This is a genomic window from Micromonospora rhizosphaerae (assembly GCF_900091465.1).
In the GTDB taxonomy this organism is placed as follows: Bacteria; Actinomycetota; Actinomycetes; order Mycobacteriales; family Micromonosporaceae; genus Micromonospora; species Micromonospora rhizosphaerae.
In genome coordinates, this window is record NZ_FMHV01000002.1 from 186,715 (window position 1) to 204,099 (window position 17,385).

Consider the following 17,385-nt stretch of genomic DNA (forward strand, 5'->3'; position numbering starts at 1 on the left):
GGCAGGGCAGCAATCGGCCATGATGAGCGACACGTAGCCCGACATGCGGGAGCGGGAATAACTCAGACGCCGGCGATTGGACGGCCCTCGTACCGCGAGCCGTCGACGTACGGCCAGGCGTTCGCGACGCAGCCGTCCAGCCCGTACGTCTGCTGCTGCATCACCGGCGCCGGCCGCCCGGACCCGGGACACGCCTGGTGCTCCTCACCGAACTCGTGCCCGACCTCGTGGTTGATCACGTACGTCCGGTACACCTCCAGCGGTGCCCCGTAGTCCGGGACCGCCTCCATCCACCGCGCCAGGTTGATGATCACCCGGCCGGGCAGCCGGCAGGAGGTGTACCGCTCGGTGATCAGGCCGCCTTCGGCGCACATCTGCTCAGAGGTGGCCGGGGTGGCGAGGTAGATGGTGAAGTCGGCGGCGACCGCCTCGGCCACCCGCTGCACCCGCAGCTCACCGGAGGCGATCCAGCCGCGGCGGTCGCCGAGCACCTCGTCCACGGTGGCGGCGAAGGCGTCGACGTCCTGCCCGGTGCCCTGCTCGACGGCGACCCGGTAGCGCCGCAGCGGCCCGGAGGACCCGCGTACCGGGGAGCGGCCGTCCGCCGCGGCGAAGCTGCCCGAGCCCTCGATCGGGTAGGCGTCGGGTGCCACCCGCGCACCCGGCCCCATCCGCTGCGCCAGCTGCGGATGGCCGGACGCGGCCGGCGGGGTGTCCGCGGACCGGTGGACCAGGTCGGTCAGGCCGACGGCGGTCGCGCCCACCCCCAAAAGGGCGAGCAGCAGCAGGAGCGCCCGGCGACGACGACGCCGCATCCGCCGCAGGCTGGGCCGGACCGGCGCAGGGTGGGTCGGCGGGCCGGACCCGGGGTGGGCCGGCCTGCGGTCGAAATCGAGGCGCGTGCGACCGGTCCCGAGGTCGGCATGCGCGCGACCTGTCCCGGGGTGGGCCGGTGCCCGACCGGCCTCGGGGTCGAAAGGGGACGACGGCGGCATGGCACCAGCGTGCCATGCAATCTGGGCGTTAAGCCGCTTTTAGCGCCCTTCCCACCAAAGGCGTCTCATCGACGCGATAGGGATGATCAGACCGGCGGCCCGGTGTACCGTCGCCCCTCCACGTAGGGCCAGGGGTTGGCGACGCAGCCGTCGAGGCGGAGCGTCTGCTGCTGCATCACCGGGGCCGGCCGGCCCACGCCGGGGCAGCGCTCGTGGCGGTACCCCAACTGGTGGCCGATCTCGTGGTTGATCACGTAGAGCCGGTACGTGTCCAGCGGCAGCCCCTCTCGGACCAGGTGCGGCACGGAGGTACGCCACCGGTCCAGGTTTATCACCACCTTGCCCGACACCCGACAGGACGTGTACGGACGCCCGCCCACCCGGATGTCGATCCCGCCGCGCAGGCACAACCGCCCGGCCGTGATCGTGGTGGCGAGATAGATGGTGAAGTCGAACCCGGAGCCGGGCGCCACCCGCTGCAACCGCAACCGACCGCTGTCCACCCAGCTCCCCGGACCGGCGAGGGCCCGCTGCACGGCGTCGCCGAAGGCGTACACGTCCTCACCCGAGCCGTTCTCCACGGCCACCCGGAAGCGGCGCAGCACGCCGGCCCGGCCCAGCACCTCGCCCTGCCGGTTGTCGTACGCGAAACTGCCGCGACCGGCGCTCGGCACCGGCCCGGGCAGGGCCAGTACCGGCTGGGGGCGCGTCGGAACCGGCGTGGGCGCGACGGTGGGTGTGGGCGACGGCGTCAGCGTCGCAGCCGGGGCCGTCTCCGACGGGGTCGCGGCGGGGTGGCTGGCCGACCGCTCGCCGACCAGCACCTCGACACCGGCCGACGGGCGCTGCACCGCCGCGGCGACGGCACCGCCGGCGGCGACCAGGAACGCGAGCACCACGATCAGGCCCCGCCACCGACGGGTGCCGGATCGGCCGGTCGAGGGGACGGCAGGCGTGGGCCGCGCGGAGCCGGCGCGCGGACGGGGGGAGGCGGGCATCGGGCTCACCCTGCCATGTCGCGACGCCGCGCGCGCTCCGCCGTTTCGACGAGCAGCCCGACCACCGCCCGCGCCACCGTCCGGGGCACCTCCAGCTGGGCCACGTGCCCGACGCCGTCGAGCATCAGCAGGCGGCTGTCCGGGATGACCCGGGCGGTCTGCGGCGCAACCCGGATGTCGACCAGCCGGTCCTGCCGCCCGCCGACGACGAGGGTGGGCGCCTGGATCGCCGCGGCCAGCCGCCACAGCGAGCCCGACCCGGGCAGGTACGACAGCAGGAAGCTGGAGACCAGGCCGCGGAAGGTACGCACGTACGCGGCGGCGTAGTGGGCCGCCTCGTAGCGGATCCGGATCTCCTCGATCGTCTCCTGCCGGCGCTGCTCGCTGATCCGGGTCAGGTCGGCGATGCACGCCTCCATCACCTGCTGGGCCATCGCCTCCGGGGCGAGCTGGGCCAGCCGCCAGGCGGCCAGCCGCTCGCCGCGGGGGATCGCCAGCAGGGGCAGCATCCGCCCCTGGAGGGAACGGCGGAAGTCGAGGAACGGCAGCGCCGGGGAGACCAGGGTCAACGTGCGCACCAGGTCGGGCCGCAGCGCCGCCACCCGCACCGAGATCACCCCGCCGAGGGAGTTGCCGAACAGGTGCACCGGTCCCCGGTCGCGGTGCTCGATCCAGCGGACCACCCGATCGGCGAAGGCGGGAATGGTGTAGCGCCGGCCCGGCTCGCTGCGCCCGAAGCCGGGCAGGTCGATGGCCTGGCCGTCCAGCCGGTCGGCGAGCAGGCCGGCCAGGTCGGTCCAGTTGTGCGACGAACCGCCGAGGCCGTGCACGTAGAGCGCCGGCTCGGCGTCCGGCCCGGTGGCCGGGGTCTCCCGGACGTAGGTGACGGCGCCGTCGAGGCGTACCTCGCGGCCGGGCCAGGGCGGGGGTACGTGGTGTGCGGGCAGAAGGTGGTCCGGCCAGAGCGTGGCGCGCTTCATGCCTACACTCTTCCCGGCCCGCCCCCGGCCGACACCCGGTCCGGCGGTCAGGCCAGCAGTGCCTCGAGCCGGCGGTTCACCGCGGCCAGCGTCGCGCGGACCACCGCCTGCCGTGGGTCGCCGGCGACCAGCGCGGAGCCGGCGAGCTGCTCCACCCATCCGTCGCAGACCAGCAGCACGACCACGGTGGCCACCTCGCAGTTGCCGAACGGCACCACCGCGGCGTGCTCCACGAAGCAGCGCCCCCGGTCCGACGGCCGGGCCGCGCCGCGCAGCAGTTCGTCCACCGCCGCCGCCGCGGCCACCGCGCAGAGCCGGAGCACGTAGCCGTCGACGGCGGGGCCGGTCGAGTGGCCCGCCGCGGTCTCGGTCCCGGCGATCAGGCGCACCTCGACGGTGGCGTCCAGGCCGAAGGTGCTCACCTGGACGTGGTCGATCACCACCCGGGGGCCCGCCGCGCCGCCGGTGTCCAGCGGTCGCGACGGCGCCGTCTCCGTCGCGGTCATCTGCCCACCGGAGTACGACGTGCCGAGCGTGACCGGGCTGCCGGTGGGCGTACCGGCCGGCGCGGTGGCGAGCGAGGTCTCCTCGACGGCGGCTCGCCCGCGGTGGGTCGCCTGTCGCCGCCGCCGCGGCGGCTCCGTCTCGGTAGGCGACCCGACCCGGGCCGTCGCGGCCTCGGCCTCCCGGCCCTCGACCACGCCCGCCTCGGCGCGCCGCCCGGCCCGCCCCTCGGGCTGCCGCCCCGGCGCGAAGCGGCTCTCCCCGGCGCGGCCCTCGGCGGTCCGCGCGTCCGGGGCCTCACCGGCGCGCGGCGCGCCGACCCGGCCCTCGTTGGCCCGGGTTTCGCTGGCGCTGCGGTCCGCGCGGGTGGCGCTCCGGTCGGCGCGAGCCTCGGCGGCGCTCCGATCGTGGGCCTCGGTGGTGCTCCGGTCACGGGCCTCGGCCGAGCGGCGACGGACCGGGGGCGGCGGCGCGGCCGGCGTCCCCGGCAGGTTCTGCGGAGCGGCGGCCAGCCCCATCCGCTCCTGGAGCAGGCGGGCCACCTGGCGGCTCACCTCGGCCGGGTCGGCGCCGTCGGCCAGGTCGAGCCGGAGGCTGTGCGCACCGGCCGGGGTCCGGCGCAGGGCCGCGTCCCGGACGCCGGCCACCTCCCGGACCGCGTCGAGGATGGCGTTGACGTCGAACCCCTCGGGCCGCTCCCGCAGCGGCGCGGGCTCGTCGTCACGGCGCAGGTGGGTGGCGATGCGGGCAAGCTCCGGGGTTTCGGCGGATGGCTCCACGGCTGGCGGCTCCGGCACGACGGGCACGTCCGGTTCGGCGGGGACGCGCTGCGGCAGCACAGCCGACCCACGCTCCGTCGGCCGGGTGTCGGCGACCGGCTCGGCCGTCGGCACCGGTTCGGGAGCGGACCGGCGGGCCGCGTAGGGAGGTGCGCTCGTCGGGGCGGGCGCGGGGGTGCGATCGAAGTGGGCCACCCCGCCGGTGACGGGGGCGGGTCCGGTGGCGGCGTGGGTCGGCGGGTGGCCGGCAACCTCGGCGGGAGCCGTCGCGGAGGCCTCCCGGGCCACCTGGCGCAGGCGGAACGGGGCGCCGCCCCGCCCCTCCGCCGCTCGCGAGGCATCCGCGGGTGACGCGTCGGGGGCCAGGCCGGGTGACGGATCGTATGCGGCGGGCGGGGCGCTCGCCGGAGCGGTGCGGGGCGGGGCGCTCGCCGGAGCGATGTGGGACGGGGCGCTGGCGGTCGCCTCGCGCTGAACCGGTGGGGCGCTGGCCGGCGCCGCGGGCTGGACGGGCGGGGCGCTCGTCGGCGCCCCGCGCGGAACCGGTGGGGCGCTGGTGGGCGGGGCGTACGTCGGCGGGCTGAACGGGGTGGCGGCCGGAGCGCCGGCCGCCCAGGAGGGTCGGTCCATCGTCTCCCGCGCCGCCGGCTCGTACGGCGGCGTTGGCTCGGCGCGCGCCGGCTCGTACGGCGGCGTTGGCTCGGCGCGCGCCGGCTCGTACGGCGGCGTTGGCTCGGCGCGCGCCGGCTCGTACGGCGGCGTTGGCTCGGCGCGCGCCGGCTCGTACGGCGGCGTTGGCTCGGCGCGCGCCGGCTCGTACGGCGGCGTTGGCTCGGCGCGCGCCGGCTCGTACGGCGGCGTTGGCTCGGGCGCCCACTCGCCGGCCCGCTCCTCGCGGGCGCGGCGGCCGACCGGCTCCTCGTCGCGCGACCAGGTCGGCGCCCAGCCCCCCTCCCAGCTTGGCCGCTGCCAGTCGGGGCCCGGCCACTCCGGCTCGTCGGCCGGCGTGGCGAGAGGCTCGGCGGGCGGCTCGGTCGGGAACCGGTCTGCCAAGCCGCGCGACACGGACGGAGCCGGCTCGGCGGCGGAGCGGTCGACGGTCGGGGCGTGGAAGCCGGGCGGCACCTCGAAGCCGGAGGCGGCGGCGCCGACGGGCGGGACCTGCAGGGGCGGCGGCGCGGAGGACGGCACCGCCCCCTCCGACCGGCGGGAGGCGCGGGTGGCCGGCGGGTCGTCCGAGGAGTGGCGCGCCGGGCCGGACCCCACCTCGGCGGACGGCTGGTCGTCGCTCGGCCGCGGCCGCTGGGCAGGTACGGCCAGCCGGTCGCTGTCACTCCCCCGGCGCTGCTCGTCGGCGGGTGGGGCACTCACCGGCGCCTGACGGGCCACGGGCGTCTCCTCCCCGGCCTGGTGCACGCCGTTGACGTGGGAATGGCCGTTGACCCGGGCCGACGACTCCTCGGTAGGCAGGCCCGGCACCGGGGCCGGCAGGTCGCCATGGTGGGGCGACGAGGCGCCCCAGCCTGCGGTACGGTCGGAACGACGCCAGGCGGGGACCCGCTCGCGGCCCGTCTCTCCGCCCCGCGACCATCCGGTCGCCGAGGGCGCCCACCCGCTGGCGGAACGGGCGAGGTCGTCGTGCTGACCCGTCCCGTCGCCGTGCTCTCCCGGGGTGGCGGCTCCGGGTTGCCCTGATTCACTCACCGCGCGCTCCTTGGTCGCCCTCGCTGAGGCTACCGTGTGGTGACAGTGGCGATAAGTTACAGCGGCGGGCCAATTCCGGAACGGGGTTCACGTACCCCGGCCGGTTCGGGTGATAAGTGCCGGCTCGTACGAAGAAACTCGGAGGTTCCCATGACCGCTGTGGGGAACGGTGCACAGACCGCCGGCCGGCCCACCCGCCTGCCCCGCTCGGCGCGGCGCAAGCAGCTGCTCGCCGCCGCCCAGGAGGTGTTCGTCGCGCAGGGTTACCACGCCGCCGCGATGGACGACATCGCCGAGCGGGCGGGGGTCTCGAAGCCGGTGCTCTACCAGCACTTCCCGGGCAAGATGGAGCTCTACCTGGCGCTGCTGGACACCCACTGCGACGCGATCGTGGCGAAGGTGCACGACGCGATGCGCGGCACCAACGACAACAAGGAGCGGGTCAGCGCGTCGGTGCGCGCGTACTTCGACTTCGTCGACCACGAGAGCGAGGCGTTCCGCCTGGTCTTCGAGTCGGACCTGCGCAACGATCCGGCCGTACGGCAGCGGGTGGAGCGGGTCGAGCAGGGCTGCATCGCCGCGATCACCGACACCATCATCTCGGACACCGGCGTCAGCCGCGAGCACGCCGAGCTGCTCGCCTCGGGCCTGGTCGGGGCGGCGGAGACGGCGGCGCAGTTCTGGCTGGCCGGCGGCCGGCAGGTGCCCAAGGCCGAGGCCGAGGCGCTGGTGGCCGCGCTCTCCTGGCGTGGCATCGCCAGCTTCCCCCTGCAAGGTGAGTCAGCCTGAACATCGGGCCCCGAGATCGGATAGCCTTCCCATTGGCGGCTCTTTCGCCCTGACGAGGAGGCACAGTGGAGGTCAAGATCGGCGTGCAGTACGCGCCCCGCGAGCTGGTTCTGGAGAGCGCGCAGTCGCCGGCCGAGATCGAGCAGATCGTGACCGACGCTCTCGCCAAGGGCGAGGGCAGCCTCACCCTGACCGACGAGAAGGGCCGGCGGGTGATCGTGCCGGTCAACAAGGTCGCCTACGTCGAGATCGCGGAGGCGGCACCTCGCGCGGTGGGCTTCACCGTCCGCTGAACCCGTTCCGGCTCGCGTGGCGGGGTGACCGAGGTGCCCCCGCCACGGTGCCGGGCAATGGCCCGGCACCCCCTCGGCCGGCCCGGTCCGGCCGTCGACTAGTTGTTCAGCCCGACGGCGGCCATCCGCTCGGTGTGCGCGGCGGTCAGCCGCCGGAACAGCGCCGGCACCTCCACACCCTCCCGCCGCGCGATCAGCGCGGTGAGCGCGCCCCGGTCGGCGGCGGCGACCCGTCCGGCCTGGGAGAGCGCCTCCCCGACCAGCCGCCGGGCCCACATGGAGAGGCGGTTGGCCACCCGACGGTCCGCCTCGATGGCCGCCCGGATCTCGGCGGCGGCGAACTCGGCGTACCGGGACTCGTGCAGGACGTCGAGGACGAGCTGCCGGTCGGGCTCGTCGAGCGCGCCGGCGATCGCCCGGAGGAAGTCGTCGGTGATGCCGTCGCCGACGTACGCCTTCGTAACCGCCTCCAGCCAGTCCTTCGGCTCGGTCGAGTCGTGGTACGCCTGGAGCGCCTCGACATACGGTGCCATCGCGTCGTCGGGCAGCACGCCGAGGACGCTGATCCGGTCGGCGATCCGTCGGTAGTTGCCGATCTCGGCGGCCGCCATCTCGCTCAGCGCGGCCCGGCGCCGTAGGTCGGGCGCGAGTCGGGCGTCGGCGGCCAGCCGGTCGAAGGCGAGGAGCTCGCCGTACGCCACCAGGCCGAGCAGATCGACGAGGGCGGAATCGGGGGCGGTCGGGGCGGACACGAGCGCAGGCTACCGTTCCGCGGTGCGACGCGGGGGGCCGCGACGGTCGTCACCGCTTGCGTGGTCCAGGTCACACCCGTCCCGTCCGGACGCCGCTTCATCAGCGGAATCAGACCGACCAAGGGGCTGTTCAGGTAGTATGGAACAGTTGCCGTGGGTGCCGATCTGATCGACAGCAGCCCCGCGGCGCGCGTGCGGCCCGGCCCGGCTCGGCGTTTCCGCCCCGGACCGTGTGGCCCGCGCCATACCGATCGCGCCCTGAGGACATGAGGGGCGCACCACGAGAGGGCACCCCTAAATCCATATGAGCGAGCAGATTCAAGGCACCACGGGCCAGGTACTGGCCCCTACCGCTCCGGTCCGTCCGGAGGCTCCCACCTTCGCCGCGCTCGGCGCCCGTCCGGAGACGGTCGAGGCGCTGGCCGCCGCCGGCATCACCCGCGCGTTCGCCATCCAGGAGTACGCGCTGCCGATCGCGCTGCGCGGCTCCGACCTGATCGGCCAGGCACCGACCGGCACCGGCAAGACCCTCGGCTTCGGCGTCCCGCTGCTGGAGCGGGTCTTCGCGCCCGGCGAGGGCAGCGACGGCGTGCCGCAGGCGCTGGTCGTCGTACCCACCCGCGAGCTGGGCATCCAGGTCGCCAAGGACCTCGCCGCCGCGGGTCGCACCCGGGGGGTCCGAGTGCTGCCGATCTACGGCGGCGTGGCCTACGAGCCGCAGATCGAGGCGCTCCGCAAGGGCGTCGAGATCCTGGTCGGCACCCCGGGCCGGCTGCTGGACCTGGCCAAGCAGAAGCACCTCCGGCTCGACCGGGTGCACGCGCTGGTCCTCGACGAGGCCGACCGGATGCTCGACCTGGGCTTCCTGGACGACGTCGAGAAGATCCTGGCGATGCTGCCGGAGGACCGGCAGACGATGCTCTTCTCGGCCACCATGCCGGACCCGATCGTCGCCCTGTCCCGGCGCTTCCTGCGTCACCCGGTGACGATCCACGCCGGGCACACCGCCGAGACCGGCCCGTCGCCGCAGACCCAGCAGCTGGTCTACCGCACCCACTCGATGAACAAGATCGAGATCGTGGCGCGGATCCTCCAGGCCGAGGGGCGCGGTCTCACCATGATCTTCACCCGGACCAAGCGGGCCGCCGACCGGGTCGCCGAGGACCTCGACTTCCGCGGCTTCGCGGTCGCGGCGGTGCACGGTGACCTGGGCCAGGGCGCCCGGGAACGGGCGCTGCGGGCGTTCCGCGCCGGCAAGATCGACATCCTGGTCGCCACCGACGTGGCGGCGCGCGGGCTCGACGTCACCGGCGTCACCCACGTCGTCAACTACGACTGCCCCGAGGACCAGGACACCTACACCCACCGGATCGGTCGTACCGGCCGGGCCGGGGCGACCGGCGTGGCGGTGACCTTCGTCGACTGGGACGACATGCCCCGCTGGCGGATCATCGACAAGACGCTGGGCCTGGAGATGCCGGAGCCGCCGGAGACGTACCACACCTCTCCGCACCTCTACACCGACCTGGACATCTCCCGTGACGTCACCGGCACCCTGCCGACCGCCGAGCGCACCCGCGCCGGCCTGGCGGCGGAGGTCGAGGAGGACCTCGGCGGTGGCCGGTCCCGGCGCGGCGAGGGCCGCGGCTCCCGCCGCGGCGACGGCCGCGGCCGGGGCGAGCGCCGCCGGGGCGGCGGTGACGCGCCCGGCACCGAGACGCCCGCCGAGGCCTCGACCGAGGAGGGCACCCGCACCCCGCGCCGCCGGCGTCGCCGCAGGGCCGGCGAGGTGGTGGCCGGTGAGCCGACCGCAGTGGTCCCCGCCGAGGCCACCGAGTCGGTCGCGACCAGCGCCGCCGAGGGCGACGCGCCCAAGCCCCGCCGCCGCCGGCGCCGCCGTGGTGGTGGTGGTTCGGGCACCGGTACGCCGGCCGAGGCGACCGCCGACTGACGCTGCGACATTCGACATCCCCCGCACCGCTCCCTGGTCCCGGGGGATGTCGCTTTCCGGGCCGGGCCGCAGCCGGGCCACCTCGGCCCGGTGACCTCGGCTCGGTGGCCGGGCGGGAAGCCACGGCCCGCGGCGGGTGGCGGCCGGAAGGCGCACCCGCACTCAGCTACCTCGCGGCGGCCGCGGCCGTCGAAAGGCGCGCGTCGGCGGGCGGAACGCGATCGCCTGCGGCGGACCGAGGTTTTCCCGCTCGCTTTGCCGGTCGAGGACAGCCCCGAGCCAGCCCGCGCGGAGCGGGCCGCACAGATACTCAGGAGCCGGCCCGTCCAGGGAGCCGGAGGCCGAGAAGGATGATGGAGTCATGCCGGAACCGCTGGACGCCGCCCTGACCGAGGTGCGGACGCTGCTGCTCGACCCCGCCCTGACCAGGGCGGTCGCCGCCGGGCGACGCCGGGGGCAACGCCCCTCCGTGGTCCGTGCCGAGTTGCGGCCGGTCACCCTCAAGGCCGGCCCGCGGTTGCAGATCTCGACGTCGGACGGCGCCCGGCCGTACACCCGGAACGTGGCGCCCGGCGCCGAGGCCGACGCGGCGGTCGACGCGCTGCTCGCCGAGCCCTTCGGGAACTGGCACGTGGAGACCGCCGAGGCGACGCTCCAGCTACGGGTGACCAAGTCGGGCGAGGCGCAGGTGCACCGGGCGGCGGCGAACCGGCCGGCAACGCAGCCGAGCGGCCACGACCGGGCGAAGGACTACCTGCTCGACCCGGGCGATCCGATCTTCGCGGAGATCGGCGGCTCGGCGGCCAAGCGCCGCCAGGTCGACGCGTTCCTGCGGGCACTGGCCGCGACCCTGCCGGACGACCTGACCGGCCCCCTGCGCGTGGTCGACCTCGGCTGCGGCAACGCCTACCTGACCTTCGCGGCCCACCGGTACCTCACCCAGCGCGGCCTCGACGTGGAGTTGGTCGGGGTGGACGTCCGCGAGGACCAGCGTCGACGCAACACCGAGCTGGCCGAGCGGCTGGGCTGGGCGGACCGGGTCAGCTTCGTGGCCGGCACCATCGCCGACGCGGTCGTCGAGCCGGCGCCCGACCTGGTGCTGGCACTGCACGCCTGCGACACCGCCACCGATGAGGCGCTTTCCCGCGCGGTGCGGTGGGGCGCCCGGTGGGTGCTCGCCGCGCCCTGCTGCCACCACGACGTCGCGGCCCAGCTGCGATCCCGGCCGGCCCCGGCGCCGTACGAGCTGCTCACCCGGCAGGGCATCCTGCGCGAGCGCTTCGCGGACGTGCTGACCGACGCGCTGCGGGCCGGGCTGCTCCGGCTGCACGGCTACCGGACCGAGGTGGTCGAGTTCGTCGACTCCCGCCACACCCCGCGGAACCTGCTGATCCGGGCCCGCCGGACCGGAGCTGCCCCGACCGCCGAGCAGCGGGCGGAGTACCGGGAGCTGCTCGACCAGTGGCCGATCACGCCCCGGCTGGAGTCGCTGCTCGCGGAGGAGCGGGCCGGCTAGTGGCGCGGGCCCGGCCGGTTCCCTTCTCGCGACGCACGGGCCGATCGGTCAATTGCTCCGGGCCCCGGCCGTACTACCCTCGGAAGGCGCACCGTCCGGTGCTCCGGCCGGAAAGGGAAGACCCCGCAGGGATGGGTTCCGCAGAGGTATCACCGCAGATGGCCTTCGCGCGCTTCGTACGTCGCGCCATCGACGACGCCCGCGAAGAGCGCGGCTGGACGGTGACCGACCTGGCCACGCACACCGGGGTGGGCCGGTCCACCGTGTTCCGCTGGCTCGCCGGAGACTGGCAGGACTACCCCGAACTGGCCAAGGTGCGCGGCTTCTGCTCCGCCCTCGACCTGCCCGTCGCCGCCGCCTTCCGGGCCCTCGGCCTGCCCGACGCCGGGCCGGCCCCGCGCCGCCGTGCCGAGGACGCTCCGGTGGAGGCGGACGTCCGGGTGATCCTGGAGCGGCTTGCCGACCCGAGCGTTCCGGCCGAGGAGAAGCACCACATCCGCGACCTGCTCCGCTACCTGGCCCGCCGCCCGGTCCGCCGGGCCGGCTGATCGACCGCTCGCGGGCGGGCCGGTCAGGGCACGGTCACGGTGAAGGCGGCGGTCCGCACCACCCCGGCCACCTGGAAGTCCAGGAACATCCGGTAGCGCCCGGGGCCCGGCGCGGTCAGCCAGAACGTCACCACGTCCCCGTCCCGCCCGGTCTCGGGGTGCACGTGCAGGTAGCCGAGGTCCCCCTCGCGGAGCGCGACGAGGTGGCCGTACGCGCCGAGGTAGCGCTCCAGCGGCGCGGCCCCGCCGTCGGTGCGGACCCGGAAGCGCAACGGCACCGACTCCCCCGCCTTCGGGGTCGCCTCGTAGCCGACGGTGAACCCGTCGACCGTGGTCGAGGTGGCGGGCGCCGGCAGCGGACGGGGTGCGTAGCCGCCCGGCGAGGTCAGGTCGACCCCGAGGGTCACGGCGGTCTGCCGGCCGTCGTCCGCGACCGCGGTGAAGTCCGCGTACGCCCGCCAGACGCCCGGCTGCGGCAGCGTCAGCGGTACCGACCAGGTGCCGTCCGGCGCCATGGTGGGGTGCAGGTGCTGATAGCCGGTCAGGTCGCGGCGTACCACGATCAGGTGCATCGGCTTGTCGTGCACCACGGCGAACCGGATGACCGCCCGCCGCCGCTCGTCCCGGATCTGGAATCGGAGCTCACCGGCCCGGCCGGCCGGGAAGTCCACGCTCGACGGGGTGAGGGTGTAGCCGGCCGCGGTGACCGAGAGGCCGGCCGCGTCCGCGCTGCCCGCCTGGTCGACCGGGGCCCCGCCGTGGGAGTGCGCGCCGGTGCCCGGCGGGTGGGTGTGCCCTCCGGAGGCCGGAGTAGCGCTGGCCGGGACGCTCGGCGGCGGGTTCAGCCGGCCGAGGCCGAAGCCGAGCAGTACGGCGAGCACCAGCCCGCCCACCACCAGCGCCAACCGCACCGTGCTCCGGTCCGGCCCGGCCGACAGCTCCGGCCCGGCCGACAGCTCCGGCCCCCCGGACAGCGGAGGCCCGGCGGGAGGCGCGGCTGCGCAGGGCGACGACTCAGGCAATGCCGCCGGCCAGCTCGTAGCCCGCCTCGTCCACCGCCGCCCGGACGGATTCCACCGGCAGCGGCTCGGTGCTGGCGACGGTGGCCGTGCCGCGGGCCAGGTCGACCCGGACCTCCTCGACGCCGGGCAGGGCGGAGAGTTCCTCGGTGACCGCCCGGACGCAGTGCTCGCAGGTCATCCCGGTGACGGCGTACGTCTGGACGACGGGTCGCTGCTCGGTCATGCGCCCACGGTACCGCCGGAGCGGGTGCCGGCCCGGGCACGCCCGGTGACGGTGGCGACGGTCGCAATCCGGCCCACCCGGGAACTTTTCCCGCCCGTCGGACGACCGCCACCGGCCGACCCCGACTCCGCGGGGGCGGGAGAGCTGAGGATCCGAGCGGGGGCGGGAGAGCGGATCAGCCGGCGACGGCGAGGGCGAGCGGGAGCACGTCGGGAGCCCCGGCCCGGCGCAGCAGCCGCGCCACCATCGTCATGGTCCAGCCCGAGTCGACCAGGTCGTCGACGAGCAGCACCGGCCCGGCCAACCCGGCGAGGGCGTCGGCCAGCTCGTCGGGGACGGTGAAGGCGTCGTGCAGCGTGCGTACCCGCTGGGCGCTGTTGCCGCGCGGCCGGCCGGCATCGGTCGGGCCGGTCGGCACCACGCGGCCGAGCAGCGGCAGCCGGCCCACGGTGGTGATCCGCTCGGCGAGCGACTTCACCAGGGTCGGGTGGGTACGGGAGCCGATCGCGACCACGCCGACCGGGCGGCGCGGCCACGGGTCGTCGCCGTGCGCCCAGGCCTTGAGCACCTCCACCACGGCCGCCGCCACGTCGTCGGGGACCGTGCCGTCCGCCGTCTCCGGCCCGACCAGGCCGCGCAGCCGCCCGCCCCAGCCGAGGTCGGAGAGCCGACCCACGGCCCGCCCGGGCCGCGCCTGCTCCCCGGGGGGAATCCGCCCCTTCAGCGGTACGCCCACCGCCTCCAGCCCGGTCGGCCAGAGCTTCTTCGGCGCGATCTCCACGCCGGGGCGGCCGAGGAAGGTCTGCGCGGCGGCGAGTGCGGCGGCGGAGACCTCGGGGGTGAAGAGCGGCCCGGCGCAGCGGTCGCACCGGCCGCAGTCGCCCGCCCCGGTGTCGTCCAGGCACTCCCGCAGGTAGCGCATCCGGCAGCCGGGCGTGGCCGCGTACTCCATCATGGCCTGCTGCTCGGCGGTGCGTGCCTGGGCGACGCGGCGCAACCGGGCCTCGTCGTAGACCCAGGGTTCGCCGGTGGCGAGCCAGCCGCCGCGGACCCGGCGGACCGCGCCGTCCACGTCGAGCACCTTGAGCATCAGCTCCAGTCGGGCCCGACGCAGGTCGACGATCGGTTCCAGGGCCTGGGTGGAGAGCGGCCGGTCGGTGTGCAGGGCGGCGAGCACGGCCCGGACCTGCTCCTCCGGCGGGAAGGCGAGCGAGGCGAAGTAGCGCCAGATGGCCGCGTCCTCGACGCCGGGCAGCAGTAGCACCTCGGCGTGCTCGACGGCCCGGCCGGCCCGGCCGACCTGCTGGTAGTAGGCGATCGGCGAGGGCGGCGCGCCGAGGTGCACCACGAAGCCGAGGTCCGGCTTGTCGAAGCCCATGCCCAGCGCGGAGGTGGCGACCAGCGCCTTGATCTTGTTGTCCAGCAGGTCCTGCTCGGCGGCCCGGCGGTCGGCGTCGTCGGCCTGCCCGCTGTAGGCGGCGACCGACCAGCCGCGCGAGCGGAGGAACTCCGCGGTCTCCCCGGCCGCCGCGACGGTCAGGGTGTAGATGATCCCCGAGCCGGGGAGCCGGTCCAGGTTGTCGGCGAGCCAGGCCAACCGGTGGGCCGGGCTCGGCAGATCGAGTACGCCCAGCCGCAGCGACTCCCGGTCGAGGGTGCCGCGCAGCACCAGGGCGTCGCCCAACTGCTCGGCGACGTCGGCGGTGACCCGGGCGTTGGCGGTGGCGGTGGTGGCCAGCACCGGCGTGTGCTCCGGGAGGTTGCCGAGGAAGGTACGCAGCCGGCGGTAGTCCGGCCGGAAGTCGTGGCCCCAGTCGGAGACGCAGTGCGCCTCGTCCACCACCAGCAGGCCGGTGGTGGCGGCCAGCCTCGGCAGCACCGTGTCCCGGAAGTCCGGGTTGTTCAGGCGTTCCGGGCTGATCAGCAGGACGTCCACCGTGCCGGCGTGGATCTCGGCGGTGATCTCGTCCCACTCGTCGAGGTTGGCCGAGTTGATGGTGCGAGCCCGGATGCCGGCCCGGGCCGCGGACTCCACCTGGTTGCGCATCAACGCCAGCAGCGGCGAGACGATCACCGTCGGTCCGGCCGTGTCCGGGCCTGCGTCGGCCCGCCGCAGCAGGGCGGTGGCGACGAAGTAGACCGCCGACTTGCCCCAACCCGTGCGCTGCACGCAGAGCACCCGCCGCCGATCGACCACCAGCGCCTCGATGGCCCGCCACTGGTCCTCGCGGAGCCGGGCGTGCTCACCGGCCAACCGGCGCAGCACCGCCTCGGCCCGTTCCCGCACCGCCGCCCGATCCTGACCCATCCGGCATTTCTACCAGCGCCGTCTCCCCGCCACCGCTCCCCGCCGCCGCCGGACGCCGGTGATAAAGAGGTTTACGTCACCATCCGGCCTCCTGCGGGCCGCAAACCTCTTGATCAACGTGGGCGGGGCGGGGTCGGGTCGAGGGTGGTGGGTGGGGGGTCGCCGGGGAGCGGGGGGAGGAAGACGAGGAGGTCGCGGAGGGAGTCGGTCAGCATCGGCGGGAGGAGGCAGCGGGCGGCCAGGTCCTCCATCGAACCGAACGGGCCCCGCAGCCAGCGGTCCATCGCCACCTGCCGGCCCTGCTCGGCGGTCATCCCGGGCAGCCCGGCGATCACCTTCTCGCCCACCGCGTTGATGTCGACCAGGCCCCCGTCGTCGAAGGTCCGGGGCAGGTCCGGCCGCCCGATGTGCAGCTCCTGCCGGGCCGCCGGGTAGTGGTACAGCAGGTAACGGGCCTGCTCACGGCGGACCCGTCGGTCGTCGACGACCGGTGCCGCCGGTTTGCCGGTGCCCCCGGTGATCGCCGCCCAGACGCTCCCGTTGAGCAGGACCACGTGCAGGACGCCGAATATCCAGGCGAGGACCCAGCCCAGGAAGAGGAACCCCTCCGGGTCGCTCATCTCCGCGTCCGGGTCGCTGCTGCCGATGACGACGAAGAACGTGACGGCGAACGACAGGTAGCCGACGGCGGCGAGCGCGTTGCGCCAGCTCCGCCGCCAGATCCCGTAGACGAGCACCACCAGCCAGGTGAGGAAGCCGAAGGAGAGCAGCGCGGCGAGCGCGCCCAGGACGGTCGCGCCGACGCTCAGCCAGCGCGGCACCCCTTGGGACGGCGGGCCGGCGACCGGCTCGTACGGCGGTGGCGGCAGGACCGTCGCGGGCGGGACGAAGCCAGGGCCGGCCGATGGCCCGGGCATGGCGACCGGCGACCCGACGGGTCCGGGCGGGAATCCGACGGCTGACGGCGGCGTGGGCGCGAACCCGCCGACCGGCGAGGGTGCAAGGCCGGTGGTGACCGGGGGCGGACGACCGGCCGGCGCGTCGGCCGGGTCGGGTGTGCTCGCGGGAGTGACCGGACCAGGCACGGCCGGATCCGCCGGCACGCCCGACGCTGCCTCCTCTGGCCCGGCCGGACCGGTCTGGGCGGGCACAGCGGGTGTCGGCACGCCGGCCGTCGGGCGGTCACTGGCGGCCGGCTCGACCGGGGACGGCAGGGCCGGGCTGAGCGTCGGGTCGGAGCGCAGGATGCGCCGGTGCAGGTCCCGGAGCGCCTCGCCGGGCTCGATGCCGTACTCCCCGCGGAGCAGGTCGTCGAACTCCCGGTACGCGGCGAGCGCCTCCGCCTGCCGGCCGCTGCGGTACAGCGCCAACATGAGCTGGTGCCGCAGCCGTTCCCGGACCGGGAAATCGGCCACCAGCTCGACCAGTTCGCCGACCAGATCGCGGTGCCGCCCGGTCTCCAGCTCCAACTCGACCCGGGTCTCCAGCGCGACGGCGCGCAGCTCCACCAGCCGGTGCCGGGCCGCCTCGAAGACCGGGCCGGCGAACCCGGTGAACGGCTCGCCCTGCCAGAGTTCCAGGGCCACCTTCAACTCGTTGAGCGCCTCGGCCGTCCGGCCCCCGGCGTGCCGCTGTCGAGCCCGGTGCACGGCGCGCTCGAAGCGGACGGCGTCCACCGCCTCGGGCGCGACCCGGAGCAGGTAGCCCGCGTCGGTCAGGGTCAGCACCTGCCCCGGCGTACGCGGAGAGCGGTCGGGTTCCAGCACCCGGCGCAGCCCGGCGACGTACTTCTGCACGACGTTGGGGCCGTTGGCGGGCGGCTCCTCCGGCCAGACCGCCTCGACGATCTGCCCGGTCGGCACCGGGCGGCCGACGGAGAGCAGCAGCACGGCCAGTACGGCGCGCTGTTTGCCGGGGCCGAGGTCGAGTTGCCGGTCGGCGTACCAGGCCCGCTGAGGACCGAGGATCTCGAATCGCAGCGTTCCTGACATGCCTGTTCCGCTCCTGAGACCTCCATGGGTCG

The 17,385-nt window shown here is 75.5% G+C and carries 13 protein-coding genes and 1 pseudogene; 5 read left to right on the plus strand and 9 right to left on the minus strand.

Annotated features, from left to right (window positions below):
• Positions 1–62: 62 nt before the first annotated feature.
• The 4 genes and pseudogenes from GA0070624_RS00995 to GA0070624_RS36700 form a co-directional block, all read right to left on the minus strand.
• Positions 63–815, minus strand: a complete 753-nt coding sequence (locus GA0070624_RS00995) for a DUF3152 domain-containing protein (RefSeq protein ID WP_091335760.1) — start codon at positions 813–815, stop codon at positions 63–65.
• Between the two features lie 266 nt (positions 816–1,081).
• Positions 1,082–1,993, minus strand: coding sequence for a DUF3152 domain-containing protein (locus tag GA0070624_RS01000; protein WP_091347887.1), 912 nt, complete (start codon positions 1,991–1,993; stop codon positions 1,082–1,084).
• A 5-nt stretch (positions 1,994–1,998) separates the two neighbouring features.
• Positions 1,999–2,973 (minus strand): alpha/beta fold hydrolase, encoded by a 975-nt coding sequence (locus tag GA0070624_RS01005; protein ID WP_091335761.1) that lies wholly within the window; start codon positions 2,971–2,973, stop codon positions 1,999–2,001.
• A 47-nt stretch (positions 2,974–3,020) separates the two neighbouring features.
• Positions 3,021–4,598: pseudogene (locus tag GA0070624_RS36700) on the minus strand (hypothetical protein); the annotation flags it as partial.
• A gap of 1,512 nt (positions 4,599–6,110) precedes the next feature.
• On the opposite strand from GA0070624_RS36700, the gene GA0070624_RS01015 reads away from it, so the two are divergent.
• The gene (locus GA0070624_RS01015; RefSeq protein WP_091335765.1) at positions 6,111–6,749 is read left to right on the plus strand and encodes a TetR/AcrR family transcriptional regulator; all 639 of its coding nucleotides are present in this window, start codon (positions 6,111–6,113) and stop codon (positions 6,747–6,749) included.
• Positions 6,750–6,814: 65 nt separating this feature from the next.
• Positions 6,815–7,042, plus strand: a complete 228-nt coding sequence (locus tag GA0070624_RS01020) for a DUF3107 domain-containing protein (protein ID WP_091335767.1) — start codon at positions 6,815–6,817, stop codon at positions 7,040–7,042.
• Between the two features lie 98 nt (positions 7,043–7,140).
• Here GA0070624_RS01020 and GA0070624_RS01025 read toward each other — a convergent pair whose 3' ends face one another.
• The gene (locus GA0070624_RS01025; protein ID WP_091335769.1) at positions 7,141–7,794 is read right to left on the minus strand and encodes a ferritin-like fold-containing protein; all 654 of its coding nucleotides are present in this window, start codon (positions 7,792–7,794) and stop codon (positions 7,141–7,143) included.
• 304 nt (positions 7,795–8,098) lie between these two features.
• Between GA0070624_RS01025 and GA0070624_RS01030 the strand changes: the two genes are divergently transcribed.
• The 3 genes from GA0070624_RS01030 to GA0070624_RS01040 all read left to right on the plus strand — a co-directional run bounded on the left by GA0070624_RS01030 (position 8,099) and on the right by GA0070624_RS01040 (position 11,809).
• Positions 8,099–9,745, plus strand: coding sequence for a DEAD/DEAH box helicase (locus tag GA0070624_RS01030; protein WP_091335772.1), 1,647 nt, complete (start codon positions 8,099–8,101; stop codon positions 9,743–9,745).
• A gap of 361 nt (positions 9,746–10,106) precedes the next feature.
• Positions 10,107–11,261 carry a class I SAM-dependent methyltransferase gene (locus GA0070624_RS01035; RefSeq protein ID WP_091335774.1) on the plus strand — a complete coding sequence of 385 codons (1,155 nt, stop codon included), beginning with the start codon at positions 10,107–10,109 and terminating at the stop codon, positions 11,259–11,261.
• Positions 11,262–11,392: 131 nt separating this feature from the next.
• Positions 11,393–11,809, plus strand: a complete 417-nt coding sequence (locus tag GA0070624_RS01040) for a helix-turn-helix domain-containing protein (RefSeq protein ID WP_091335777.1) — start codon at positions 11,393–11,395, stop codon at positions 11,807–11,809.
• A 23-nt stretch (positions 11,810–11,832) separates the two neighbouring features.
• Here GA0070624_RS01040 and GA0070624_RS01045 read toward each other — a convergent pair whose 3' ends face one another.
• The 4 genes from GA0070624_RS01045 to GA0070624_RS01060 form a co-directional block, all read right to left on the minus strand.
• On the minus strand, positions 11,833–12,720 hold the full coding sequence (locus GA0070624_RS01045; protein ID WP_342672737.1) for a hypothetical protein: 888 nt from the start codon (positions 12,718–12,720) through the stop codon (positions 11,833–11,835).
• A 103-nt stretch (positions 12,721–12,823) separates the two neighbouring features.
• Positions 12,824–13,054: a heavy-metal-associated domain-containing protein gene (locus GA0070624_RS01050; RefSeq protein ID WP_091335778.1), complete on the minus strand. Its 231-nt coding sequence runs from the start codon at positions 13,052–13,054 to the stop codon at positions 12,824–12,826.
• Between the two features lie 175 nt (positions 13,055–13,229).
• On the minus strand, positions 13,230–15,362 hold the full coding sequence (locus tag GA0070624_RS01055) for a RecQ family ATP-dependent DNA helicase (protein ID WP_091335780.1): 2,133 nt from the start codon (positions 15,360–15,362) through the stop codon (positions 13,230–13,232).
• Between the two features lie 113 nt (positions 15,363–15,475).
• Complete coding sequence (locus GA0070624_RS01060) at positions 15,476–17,353, minus strand: BTAD domain-containing putative transcriptional regulator (protein WP_091335782.1); 1,878 nt, start codon at positions 17,351–17,353, stop codon at positions 15,476–15,478.
• Positions 17,354–17,385 lie beyond the last annotated feature (32 nt).